The 10,968-nt window shown below is 68.9% G+C and carries 12 protein-coding genes; 8 read left to right on the top strand and 4 right to left on the bottom strand.

Annotation, left to right across the window (positions count from 1 at the left end; all coding sequences use genetic code 11):
* Window positions 1–48: 48 nt before the first annotated feature.
* The gene (locus ACFSJG_RS02310; protein WP_378483594.1) at window positions 49–804 is read right to left on the bottom strand and encodes an SDR family NAD(P)-dependent oxidoreductase; all 756 of its coding nucleotides are present in this window, start codon (window positions 802–804) and stop codon (window positions 49–51) included.
* A 231-nt stretch (window positions 805–1,035) separates the two neighbouring features.
* On the opposite strand from ACFSJG_RS02310, the gene ACFSJG_RS02305 reads away from it, so the two are divergent.
* The gene (locus tag ACFSJG_RS02305; RefSeq protein WP_378483593.1) at window positions 1,036–1,872 is read left to right on the top strand and encodes an alpha/beta fold hydrolase; all 837 of its coding nucleotides are present in this window, start codon (window positions 1,036–1,038) and stop codon (window positions 1,870–1,872) included.
* A gap of 12 nt (window positions 1,873–1,884) precedes the next feature.
* Here the strand turns inward: ACFSJG_RS02305 and ACFSJG_RS02300 are convergent, their stop codons facing one another.
* Window positions 1,885–3,126, bottom strand: a complete 1,242-nt coding sequence (locus ACFSJG_RS02300) for an MFS transporter (RefSeq protein WP_378483592.1) — start codon at window positions 3,124–3,126, stop codon at window positions 1,885–1,887.
* 48 nt (window positions 3,127–3,174) lie between these two features.
* On the bottom strand, window positions 3,175–4,368 hold the full coding sequence (locus ACFSJG_RS02295) for an RNA-guided endonuclease InsQ/TnpB family protein (RefSeq protein ID WP_378483591.1): 1,194 nt from the start codon (window positions 4,366–4,368) through the stop codon (window positions 3,175–3,177).
* An 87-nt stretch (window positions 4,369–4,455) separates the two neighbouring features.
* Between ACFSJG_RS02295 and ACFSJG_RS02290 the strand changes: the two genes are divergently transcribed.
* From ACFSJG_RS02290 to ACFSJG_RS02280, 3 genes are all read left to right on the top strand, one after another.
* Window positions 4,456–4,779 (top strand): ArsR/SmtB family transcription factor, encoded by a 324-nt coding sequence (locus ACFSJG_RS02290; protein WP_378483590.1) that lies wholly within the window; start codon window positions 4,456–4,458, stop codon window positions 4,777–4,779.
* A 36-nt stretch (window positions 4,780–4,815) separates the two neighbouring features.
* Window positions 4,816–5,967 carry an NADH:flavin oxidoreductase gene (locus ACFSJG_RS02285; RefSeq protein WP_378483589.1) on the top strand — a complete coding sequence of 384 codons (1,152 nt, stop codon included), beginning with the start codon at window positions 4,816–4,818 and terminating at the stop codon, window positions 5,965–5,967.
* A gap of 91 nt (window positions 5,968–6,058) precedes the next feature.
* Window positions 6,059–6,553 carry a DUF1990 family protein gene (locus ACFSJG_RS02280; RefSeq protein ID WP_378483588.1) on the top strand — a complete coding sequence of 165 codons (495 nt, stop codon included), beginning with the start codon at window positions 6,059–6,061 and terminating at the stop codon, window positions 6,551–6,553.
* A gap of 94 nt (window positions 6,554–6,647) precedes the next feature.
* Here the strand turns inward: ACFSJG_RS02280 and ACFSJG_RS02275 are convergent, their stop codons facing one another.
* Window positions 6,648–7,181 (bottom strand): hypothetical protein, encoded by a 534-nt coding sequence (locus ACFSJG_RS02275; RefSeq protein ID WP_378483587.1) that lies wholly within the window; start codon window positions 7,179–7,181, stop codon window positions 6,648–6,650.
* 96 nt (window positions 7,182–7,277) lie between these two features.
* Here ACFSJG_RS02275 and ACFSJG_RS02270 point away from each other — a divergent pair, with 96 nt between their 5' ends.
* The 4 genes from ACFSJG_RS02270 (at window position 7,278) to dmpG (ending at window position 10,948) form a co-directional block, all read left to right on the top strand.
* On the top strand, window positions 7,278–8,033 hold the full coding sequence (locus ACFSJG_RS02270; protein WP_378483586.1) for an IclR family transcriptional regulator: 756 nt from the start codon (window positions 7,278–7,280) through the stop codon (window positions 8,031–8,033).
* Between the two features lie 135 nt (window positions 8,034–8,168).
* On the top strand, window positions 8,169–8,969 hold the full coding sequence (locus ACFSJG_RS02265) for a 2-keto-4-pentenoate hydratase (protein WP_378483585.1): 801 nt from the start codon (window positions 8,169–8,171) through the stop codon (window positions 8,967–8,969).
* A gap of 6 nt (window positions 8,970–8,975) precedes the next feature.
* On the top strand, window positions 8,976–9,926 hold the full coding sequence (locus tag ACFSJG_RS02260) for an acetaldehyde dehydrogenase (acetylating) (protein ID WP_378483584.1): 951 nt from the start codon (window positions 8,976–8,978) through the stop codon (window positions 9,924–9,926).
* The gene (dmpG, locus tag ACFSJG_RS02255; RefSeq protein ID WP_378483583.1) at window positions 9,923–10,948 is read left to right on the top strand and encodes a 4-hydroxy-2-oxovalerate aldolase; all 1,026 of its coding nucleotides are present in this window, start codon (window positions 9,923–9,925) and stop codon (window positions 10,946–10,948) included. The genes ACFSJG_RS02260 and dmpG overlap by 4 nt, the downstream gene beginning before the upstream one ends.
* The last annotated feature ends 20 nt before the right edge of the window (window positions 10,949–10,968 follow it).

Below are 10,968 nucleotides of genomic sequence, written 5' to 3'. Positions count from 1 at the left end.
CGACGGCGCCGCTCCTGGGGAGCGGCGCCGTCGTGGATTTCCGGAGATTCAGAGCGCGGTGTATCCGCCGTCGACGAGATAGCCGGCGCCGGTGACGAAGGACGCGTCCTCGGAGAGCAGGAACGCCACGACCCCGGCGACCTCCTCGGGACGACCGAATCGCTTCATCGCGTGCTTGCCCTCGAGGAACGCACGAGCGTCGTCGGGCATCTCGGTGAGCGGCGTGGCGATGACGCCCGGCTGCACCGCGTTGACCCGGATCCCGGCCTCGCCGTACTCGACTGCGGCCGCCTTGGTCATGCCGATCACGGCATGCTTGGACGCGGTGTACGCGGAGCCGGGCGAGTCGGTGGCGACGTTGCCGTGCACGGAGGACATGTTGACAATGGAGGTTCCCTCGCCGCCAGCCGCCAGCATCGCGGGAATCTGGTACTTCATGCCGAAGACCACGCCGTCGCTGTTGATCGACATGAGAGTGCGCCACTTGTCGACGTCGAGTTCCCCGATCGGGCCGGGGCTCAAACCGATACCGGCGTTGTTGACCGCGAGGTGCAGGCCACCGTAGGTGTCGACGGCCTTCGCCACGGCGGCCTCGTGGTCGGCGGGCTTGGACGTGTCCTGCGCGACAGCGGTGGCGGTACCGCCCGCTGCGGTGATCTCGTCGGCAACGGACTGCGCCGCTTCGAGATTGATGTCGCCGAGGACCACCTTCGCGCCGTCCTTCGCGAGCCGCAGCGCGACCGCCCGCCCGATGCCCGATCCGGCGCCCGTCACGAGTGCGACCTTGCCGGTGAAGTCAGTCATGGTGTTTCCTCCGTTGTCGTACGACGCCGGGCCCGTTCCTCGCGGGTCGCGGTGGCTTCACCCCACATAACAGTTGAAGCTTCAAACATCTTCCGTGCTGTGACCGGGTCCATACACTCGAGGGGGCCGCACAGTCGGGAAACTGCCGTGCACGCACAGTCAAGGCAGGTCGCCCGGCGATGGCTACGCTCCGCCACAGCAGGATTGACACCCGCCGACAGGAGACCGCTCGTGCCCACCATCACCACCACTGACGGTATCGAACTCTTCTACAAGGACTGGGGCAGCGGGCAGCCGATCGTCTTCAGTCACGGCTGGCCACTGTCAGCGGACGACTGGGACACCCAGATGCTGTTCTTCCTGCAGCACGGCTACCGGGTGGTCGCCCACGATCGGCGCGGCCACGGCCGGTCCACGCAGGTCGACGACGGCCACGACATGGACCACTACGCCGACGACCTCGCCGCGCTGGTGAACCACCTCGACCTGTCGGATGCGATCCACGTCGGCCACTCCACCGGAGGCGGCGAAGTGGTGCACTACCTCGCGCGCCACGGTGAGGACCGCGCCGCCGCGGCGGTGCTCATAGCCGCAGTCCCGCCCCTGATGGTGAAGACGGACACGAATCCGGAAGGTCTGCCCAAGGAGGTGTTCGACGACCTCCAAGCGCAGCTGGCGGCGAGCCGTTCCGACTTCTATCGCGCCCTGCCGTCGGGCCCCTTCTACGGCTACAACCGGCCGGGCGCGGAGCCCTCGGAGGCCGTCATCGCCAACTGGTGGCGTCAGGGCATGATGGGCGGAGCGAAGGCTCACTTCGACGGGATCGTCGCCTTCTCCCAGACCGATTTCACCGAAGACCTCCAGAAGATCACCGTGCCTGTGCTGGTGATGCACAGCGAGGACGATCAGATCGTCCCCTACGTCGCCTCCGGCCCGAAGTCCGCGGAACTGCTGCAGAACGGAACCCTCAAGACGTACAAGGACTTCCCGCACGGCATGCCCACCACACACGCCGACACGATCAACGCCGATCTCCTGGCCTTCCTGCAGACCGGCTCCGTCGGATGAGGGCGGCGCCCCTCAGTCCCGGGATCCGAACCGCCGCATGAGCGCGGCCGACGTGGCCAGGGCGATGATGACGGCGCCGTAGCCGTATGCGGTGGCGGCCAGACCGAGGTGCGGCACGAGCAGCCCGGCGACGACGGCGGGCACGCCGAACGCGACGTAGCTGACCACGAACACGGCGGCGAACACCTCGGCACGGTCCTCGGGCCGGGTCAGCGGTGTGATCGATCTCAGCACCCCGAAGAACGCCGTGCCGAATCCCGAACCGGCCACCATCACCGCGAGGTAGTACAGGGGCAGCGATCCGAGCGCGAGCGCCGCGAGCGTGGCCGTGGTCCCGACGGCGAGCGCGGTCGTCCCGAACAGGGTGATCACGCGCGGGCTGCGGTTGCGGATCAGGTAGGCGGCGGGCGCACCGGTGCCGGCGAGCAGCGTCACGACGAGCCCCTGCGACAGGTGCGAGCTCCCGTGCAGCTCCGTCGCGACGATCGCGGGCCCGAGGGACAGGTACAGGCCACCCGTCGCCCAGCCTGCGAAGACGGCGGGCGCGCTGCGGACGAACACGGTGCGCACGTCCCGGGGCAGGGCGACCCGCGGCCGCAGCGAGGCGAGCAGCCCCTCGTGACGGGGTGACGTCTCGGGCACCGTCCACACCGCCGCGGCCAGCACCAGGTACGCGACCGTCAGCGTCCCGAACACCGCGCCTGCCGCGGAGTGCCCGGACAGGTCGAGCACGATCCCGGACACGAGGGCACCGGTCGCCAGTCCCACCATCGGTGTCACGGCGTTCCAGACCGCCGCGGATCCGGGCCTGTCGCGGGGTTCGAGGTCGACGACGGCCGCCGAGAGCGCGGAGAGCAGCAGTCCGCTCGCGACACCCTGCAGCACGCGGGCGGCGACGAACCCGGCGACGGCGCCTGCGTGCCAGAACAGCACGACACTGAGCGCGAGGATCACGAATCCGGCGGAGATCGCGGGGCGGCGCCCGAGGTGGTCCGACACCGAACCGATCACGAGCAGTGTCGCGAGCAGCGCGATGGCGTACACCGCGAAGACCACGGTCGTCGTGACCGGGGTGAACCCGAGCTCGGCCTGGATGACCGGATAGAACGGCGACGGCGCGCTGGCGCCGGCCATCATCGCGGTGGCGGCGACGAGCACGAGACGGAATCCGCGCCGACCGGGGCGGCCGAGGTCGGGGGGCGTCAGGGTCGCGGGAATCGGGTCGACCAAACTGTTCGACTTGTTTGGAACCATTAGCTCAAGTTACGGTATCGATCGTGAAGGTTCAACTATTCTCGAACGTTAACGCTTCCCCAGCCTGAAGGCAGGAGATTTCACGCTCAGACCGCAAGCCACACCAACTCCTCGAGGGAGGTGATCAGATTGTCTGACGTCGTCAACACGTGTGTGGCCGCGCTCTGCCACAGCCAGGACGACCCCGGCAGCGTTCCGATCCCGTCCTTCCGTATGGCCACAGGACCCGCATCGGAAAACTCGCTCGTCGAGTCCGAGGCGCTGCTTGGCTCTCGCGAAACACCTCGAACACGTCATGCTCGTGTACGCGGGCCGCACCAACACCACCCTCCGGCCGGCCCGAACGCCTCGCTCGACAAGTTCCCGCTTCGCTGCACCGATCGCGGCATCTGCTGCTTTACGTGCCATCGTGGACTTGGCGAGGAAGATCGGCGTGAAATCCTCCACCGCAATCAAGTTGTGGCCATCGACGACGCGTTTCGCCCACACTCGCGAATCGTGTCGCGTCTGACGTGCCGCCTTCTTCTGCAGGCGAGAGGCTTTCCGCTTCGCACGCTCGTAGCCCTTCGACTGCGGGCCCCGTTTGCCGCTGTGTCGGCGGGCCATCGACCGTTGCGCCTTCGCCAACTCCGCCGCACACCGCTTCCGATGCCCCAGAGACGGCAGGTCGAACCGACTGTCTGTGGTGGTGGCCGTGGTCGCCACACCCCAGTCCACACCGATCCCACCTACAGCCTCACGAACTGGTTCGGAGTCGCGGCGGACCACGAACGAGGCATACCAGTGCCCCAACGAATCACGGATAACCCGGACGCTCGACGGCTCCGACGGCAACTCCCGCGACCAGACCACCGGAACACTCACACCCTTGGGCAGCACCAACCGACCATTGTGGATCCGGAACCCGCGAGCGGTGAACTCCAAGGAAAGCAACGCCGACTTGCGGGCCTTGAACTTCGGCCGGCCACGACCCTTCACCGTGAACGACTGATGGAGAGCCTTCCCATAGGTCCGCAACATCTGCTGCTGCGCCATATGCGAGCCTTCCCGCAGCCACCCGCACCGCGCTCGGGCCTCCGTCAACATCTTCGACAGCGACCCGAACGTCGGCCGGCCACCCGACTTCTGCTGATGGACTGCCTCGTTCCACAGGAACCGGCACCGATCCCACTCCGCCGACAGGGCACGCTCCGCGAGCGTGCCGGGCCGTAACCGGAACGCATACCGCACCACTTCCCCCATGTACGGCAACGTAACCGACCCCACCGACAGAAAGGAGGATGGCGCTTCCGCTCGCCTGTGAGCAGGGGAGCATCCGCGCCAAACCCGATGACTGAGATTTCCAAGCTGCCTCACCCGGACCGCGAGGACATCGAACTCACCGCGGTCCTGTTCGCGCTGAGCGACGAGGCGCGGCTGGCACTGGTGCGACAGCTCGCGGCCGGGCCGCTCGACATGATCGACTGCTCAGCCCTCGGCGCCGATGTGCCCAAGTCGACGAAATCGCACCAGGTGAAGGTGCTCCGGGAAGCCGGCGTGGTCGACAGCGAGCTCCGCGGCCGCAACCGCAGGCTCACGCTGCGTCGCGCCGACCTCGACGCCCGCTTCCCCGGACTGCTCGACGCCGTCCTCGCCACGCCTCACCAGCTCTGACGCTCCACCGACCGACCACGACGTACCGGAGAGAACATGACCGACCTGCGCAACGAGTCCACCGGCGCAAGCCCGGCGAGCACCCTGCTCGACGGCACCGACGTCGCACCCCTGCTCGCCCCGACCACTGTGGCGGGCCTCGACCTGTCCAACCGTTTCGTCATGGCCCCGATGACGCGGAAGTTCTCGCCGGGTAACACCCCCGACGACGCCGTCGCCGAGTACTACGCGCGACGCGCGTCGTCCCTCGGCCTGATCGTCACCGAGGGCACCTACGTCGACGAGTTCTCCGCGGGTGCCAGCGGCAAGGTCCCCGTCTTCTACGGCGACGACGCACTGGGCGGCTGGCGCCGGGTCGTGGAGGCGGTGCACGCGGAGGGCGGCCGCATCGTGCCGCAGCTGTGGCACCTCGGCGTCACCCGGATCGCGGGCGCCGGCCCGAACCGCGACGCACCGGTGATCAGCCCGTCCGGGATCGGGCTCGGCGGCGAGCCCGCCGGCGAGGCCGCGACCGACACCACCATCGAGGGCATCGTCGACGCGTTCGCCCGCGCGGCGGTGGACGCGAAGGAGATCGGATTCGACGGGATCGAGCTGCACGGGGCCCACGGCTACCTCCTCGACCAGTTCACCTGGGCCCGCACCAACCAGCGCACCGACGCCTACGGCGGGTCGATCGCGAACCGGATGCGGCTCGGCGCGGAGATCGTCACCGAGATCCGGCGGCGCGTCGGCGCCGACTTCCCGATCCTGTACCGGTTCTCCCAGTGGAAGGGCGGCCACTACGACGCCCGGATCGCGGAGAACCCGAACGAGCTGGAGCAGATCCTCTCCCCGCTCGTCGACGCCGGTGTCTCGGTGCTGCACGTCTCGACGCGGCGCTACTGGCTGCCCGAGTTCGACGACTCCGACCGCACCCTCGCGGGCTGGACGAAGCACCTGACGGGACTGCCGGTCATCGCGCTCGGCTCGGTCGGTGTGTCCGCGCCGTTCCTCGGGGATGCAGCCGAGGGCCAGGCGTCCCTCTCCCTCGCACCGCTGCTCGACCTGTACGAGCGCGGCGAGTTCGACCTCGTCGGGCTGGGCCGTGCCGTCCTCGCCGACCCGCACTGGGTCACGAAGGTCGCCGCGGGCGACCTCGACGCGATCCGGCCGTACAGCAAGGAACTCGAGTCGGTCCTGCACTGACGGGCCGAGCACACACCTTTTCCGCGCACGCCCCCGTTCCCACGGGAACGGGGGTGTGCGAACGGGAAGGAGTGTGTGCACACTGGGGTAGGTGACCCCCCACGGCACCCTCACCTACCCCGAGATCGGGCAGACGGCCGCGACACTGCCCACCGGGTACACGCACCTGCGTCGAACCCGCGCCGTCGGCCACGGACGCGACGACTTCGACCGCGCGGCAATGCTTCTCGAAGACTGGGAGATGCACCGGCGGGCGGGGCTGCGCGTCGCCGCGGACACCGAAGGCGCCGCCGTCGGTGTCCGCGTCACCGTCGGGATCGGGTTCGGCCCGTTCCGCGTCCACGCCCCCTGCGAGGTCGTGTACGTCGTCGACGAGGTGTGCCGCCGCGGCTTCGCCTACGGAACGCTGACCGGCCACCCCGAATGCGGCGAGGAGCGGTTCTGCGTCGAATTGCAGGACGACGACACCGTGACCTTCACGGTCACCGCCTTCTCCCGGCCTGCGGCCTGGTGGGTTCGCGCCGCCGGACCGATCGGACGGGCCGTGCAGCGTCGCGTCACCGAGCGATACCTCGGTGCACTCTGATCCCCCACGCACACAGAAATCCCCCCTCGCACACACCTTTTCCCGCGGGGAAATCGTGTATGCGAGGAGGAAAAGGTGTGTGCAGAGCTCCGCGTCAGGGGACGACGACCTCGGCGGACGCCGGGATGCTCGGCCGGTCGGTCCGCACGGTGAGCCGTACCCGCCCGGGTCCCGTCTCCACCGGCACGATCTCCGGGCTGACACTCGTCTTGTGCGCCGGGATGTGCCGAGTGACGGAGCCGCTTCGCCCGGTGTCGAAGTTCTGCCAGTCGACCACGGCGGTCGCGTCGCATGCGAGGGCGGTCGACCCCCACTCACCGACAGGCGAGAAGCCCTGCGAGATTCGCAGTTCGACTGCGTGCTGTGCGCCCGGGGCGCTCGAGTACTCCCACAGCGGTCCGTCGAACGCCGTCCCGGACGCGACCAGCATGCCGACGCAGATGCCGTCGCCCAGCGTCAGCACCGGGGCCATCCCGACTTCGGCCATCGCGCACGAGCGCGGTCCCACGTTCGACCACCCGAGCTGACAGGGTTCCGCCGCGGCCGCCGTGCCCGGCGCCGCCACACACAGTGCAGCGCCCAGAAGCCCGGCGGACGAGAACGACGCGATTCGATGTGAAGGTGCCATCTCGCCAGGATGGCACGGTCAACACCGCGCACACGTCGATGCGCAGGTCGGGCTGCGCGTCCGCGGACGGGTGACTGCACTGCGTAGTCTGCATCCATGAACACCGTGCTCGGGAAGGCGATGACGGTGCTGTCCGCCTTCACCGCCGACGACCACGGCGTCGGGTTCGCGGAGCTGCAGCGCCGGACCGGCCTGCCGAAGGCCACCCTGCACCGCCTGCTCACCGAACTGGTCGAGGTCCGGCTTCTCGACCGCGACGACTCCCGATACCGCCTCGGCAGACAGCTGTTCGAACTCGGCATGCGCGCCTCTGTCGAGCGAGGACTGATCGAGGTGGCGATCCCGTTCATGGAGGACCTCTACGAGCGCACCCACGAGACCGTGCATCTCGGGGTCCGCGAGGGCACGGAGGTCGTGTACGTCACCAAGATCGGCGGGCACCGGCAGGCCAGTTCACCGTCGCGGGTCGGCGGCCGCATGCCGTTGCACTGCACGGCAATCGGCAAAGCCCTGCTTGCACACGCGCCGGACGAGCTGCGCACGGAGGTGCTCGCCGGCCCACTGCCCCGCCGCACACCCCGGACCATCACCGCGCCCGGCCTGCTGGCCAACCAGCTCGACTCCATCGTCGAGGACGGGGTGTCGTTCGAGTTCGAGGAGGCCGCCGTCGGTATCGTGTGCGTGGCGGCGCCGGTGCTCGACGCCGCCGACCGCCCGATCGCCGCGATCAGCGCAACAGGTCCGATCACCCGGTTCCGCCCGCAGACGCACGCCACACAGGTCCGAGCGGCCGCCGCGGGGATATCGGCCACCCTCGCCCGCCGTTCCCAGATCGATTCCACCCAGCTCTGACCAGGAGAGTTCCGGTGAACGGAACTCGATCCTCGCGCTGCCCGTGATGCGGCGGGCACAGTCGGTCACGGCACTCGCCCACCCTAGGGCCGAGCCGCCATCGACTCTGTTCGACACGACGACGAGGAATTCGTGATGACGCCACTTGACGGCACCGGATCGGTCGCGGACGCGCTGGCGCGGTTGACCACTGCCGCCGACACCGGCGTGCCGTGCACTCCGGTCCGGGACGTACTCGGCACCACCGACATCGCCACCGCCTACGCGGTGCAGCAGCAACTGATCGCGGCTCGTGTCGCCGCGGGCGCGACCATCGTCGGCCGCAAGATCGGCCTCACCTCGCCCGCCGTGCAGGCCCAGCTCGGCGTCAACCGCCCCGACTTCGGCGTCCTGCTCGACGACATGGACGTCTCGGCGCTGCCCGAGGTTCCCAGCAGCCGACTGCTGCAGCCGAAGGCCGAAGCCGAGATCGCGGTCCGCCTCGGCGCCGACCTCATCGACGGCGACCTCGACGACGCGCAGATCCGCGCCGCCGTCTCCGGTGTCGCCGCCGCACTCGAGATCGTCGACTCCCGCGTCCAGAACTGGGACATCCAGATCACCGACACCGTCGCCGACAACGCCTCGTCCGGCCTGTACGTGATCGCCGACAACTGGCTGACCCTCGACGAGGTCGAACCCATCGACGTCACGATGCGCATGTACGTCGACGACGAACTGGTCTCCGAGGGCAACGGCGCCGCCTGCCTCGGCGACCCGCTCATCGCACTCGGCTGGCTCGCCCGCACCGCACGCGAGTACGGGCAGCCGCTCCTCGCCGGCCAGGTCGTCCTCACCGGCGCCCTCGGCCCCATGGTCCCCAGCCCGCCCGGCTCGGTCGTCCGCGCCGAGCTGTCCACCCTCGGCACCGTCCACGCCACCTTCTCGAAGGACTGACTCCCCATGACAGACAAGCGAACCAAGGTCGCCATCATCGGCTCCGGAAACATCGGAACCGACCTGATGATCAAGGTGATGAACCATTCCGAGAACCTCGAGATGGGCGCTATGGTGGGCATCGACCCCGCCTCGGACGGTCTCGCCCGCGCCGCCGCGCTCGGTGTGCCGACCACGTCCGACGGCGTCGAGGGCCTCGTCGGGCTCCCGAACTTCGACGAGATCGAGATCGTCTTCGACGCGACGTCCGCGAAGGCCCACGTCGTGAACAACGAGCGCCTCGGCGCGCTCGGCAAGCGACTGATCGACCTCACCCCCGCCGCGATCGGCCCGTTCGTGGTGCCCGCCGTCAACGCCGACGAGCATCTCGACGCCCCGAACGTGAACATGGTGACCTGCGGTGGCCAGGCCACCATCCCGATGGTCGCAGCCGTTTCCCGCGTCGTCCCGGTCGCGTACGCGGAGATCGTCGCGTCGATCGCGTCGAAGTCCGCAGGCCCCGGTACCCGCGCGAACATCGACGAGTTCACCGAGACCACGTCGAGCGCGATCGTCTCCGTCGGCGGCGCCAAGCGCGGCAAGGCGATCATCATCCTCAACCCGGCCGAGCCGCCGCTGATGATGCGCGACACCGTCTTCTGCCTCGTCGACGCGCCGGACCCGGCCACCCACGACGAGATCCGCCAGTCGGTCGAGAAGATGGTCGGCGACGTCGCCGCCTACGTCCCCGGCTACCGGCTCAAGCAGCAGGTCCAGATCACCGAGATCCCGTCGGATCAGCCGGTAGAGACGCTGCTCGTCGACAACAACCGCCCGACCCACCAGGTCTCGATCTTCCTCGAGGTCGAGGGCGCCGGCCACTACCTGCCCACCTACGCGGGCAACCTCGACATCATGACCTCCGCGGGCCTGCAGATCGCAGAGCGCATCGCCCAGAAGAAGGAAGCCACCCGATGAGCGCCAACCCCACCGTCTTCGTCCAGGACGTCACCCTCCGCGACGGCATGCACGCGGTGCGTCATCGCATCTCGCCGGAGGACGTCAAGCGGATCGTCACCGCCCTCGACGCCGCGGGCGTCGACGCCATCGAGGTCGCGCACGGCGACGGCCTCGCGGGCGGATCGGTGAACTACGGCCCCGGCTCGAACACCGACTGGGAGTGGATCGAGGCCGCGGCGGACGCCATCCAGAACGCTCGCCTGACCACGCTGCTGCTGCCCGGTGTCGGCACCATCGAGGAGCTCAAGCACGCGTACGAGCTGGGTGTGCGCTCCGTGCGTATCGCGACGCACTGCACCGAGGCGGACGTGTCCGCTCAGCACATCGAGACGGCCCGCGAGATCGGCATGGATGTCTCCGGCTTCCTGATGATGAGCCACATGGCCCCGGCCGAGGAGCTCGCGAAGCAGGCGAAACTGATGGAGTCGTACGGCGCGCACTGCGTGTACGTCACCGACTCGGGCGGACGCCTGACACTGACCGGCGTCCGCGACCGGGTCCGCGCGTACCGCGACATCCTGAACGAGGGCACCGAGATCGGTATCCACGCCCACGAGAACCTCTCGCTGTCGGTGGCCAACTCGGTCATCGCCGTCGAGGAGGGTGTCTACCGTGTGGACGCGTCCCTCGCCGGGCACGGCGCAGGCGCAGGCAACTGCCCGATCGAGGCGTTCGTCGCGGTCGCCGACCTGTACGAGTGGAAGCACGGCTGCGACGTCTTCGCACTGCAGGACGCCGCCGACGACATCGTCCGGCCGCTGCAGGACCGCCCGGTCCGCGTCGACCGCGAGACCCTGACCCTCGGCTACGCAGGCGTCTACTCCAGCTTCCTGCGGCACGCGGAGATCCAGTCGCAGCGCTACGGCGTCGACGTCCGCACGCTGCTGCTGGAGGCGGGCAAGCGCCGCCTGGTCGGCGGCCAGGAGGACATGCTGATCGATATCGCACTCGATCTGCAGTCGAAGTCGGCTTCGGCGTAACTCATCGCATACGCACACCT

The sequence above is a fragment of the Rhodococcus gannanensis genome, from assembly GCF_042681175.1.
Classification (GTDB): Bacteria; Actinomycetota; Actinomycetes; order Mycobacteriales; family Mycobacteriaceae; genus Rhodococcus_G; species Rhodococcus_G gannanensis.
This window is presented reverse-complemented; position numbering and strand designations above follow the sequence as displayed.

Coding starts and splice junctions, on each gene's coding strand:
- ACFSJG_RS02310 (WP_378483594.1), bottom strand. CDS start 804: ATGACTGACTTCACCGGCAAGGTCGCACTCGTGACGGGCGCCGGATCG.
- ACFSJG_RS02300 (WP_378483592.1), bottom strand. CDS start 3,126: ATGGTTCCAAACAAGTCGAACAGTTTGGTCGACCCGATTCCCGCGACC.
- ACFSJG_RS02295 (WP_378483591.1), bottom strand. CDS start 4,368: ATGGGGGAAGTGGTGCGGTATGCGTTCCGGTTACGGCCCGGCACGCTC.
- ACFSJG_RS02290 (WP_378483590.1), top strand. CDS start 4,456: ATGACTGAGATTTCCAAGCTGCCTCACCCGGACCGCGAGGACATCGAA.
- ACFSJG_RS02285 (WP_378483589.1), top strand. CDS start 4,816: ATGACCGACCTGCGCAACGAGTCCACCGGCGCAAGCCCGGCGAGCACC.
- ACFSJG_RS02275 (WP_378483587.1), bottom strand. CDS start 7,181: ATGGCACCTTCACATCGAATCGCGTCGTTCTCGTCCGCCGGGCTTCTG.
- ACFSJG_RS02270 (WP_378483586.1), top strand. CDS start 7,278: ATGAACACCGTGCTCGGGAAGGCGATGACGGTGCTGTCCGCCTTCACC.
- ACFSJG_RS02265 (WP_378483585.1), top strand. CDS start 8,169: ATGACGCCACTTGACGGCACCGGATCGGTCGCGGACGCGCTGGCGCGG.
- ACFSJG_RS02260 (WP_378483584.1), top strand. CDS start 8,976: ATGACAGACAAGCGAACCAAGGTCGCCATCATCGGCTCCGGAAACATC.
- dmpG (WP_378483583.1), top strand. CDS start 9,923: ATGAGCGCCAACCCCACCGTCTTCGTCCAGGACGTCACCCTCCGCGAC.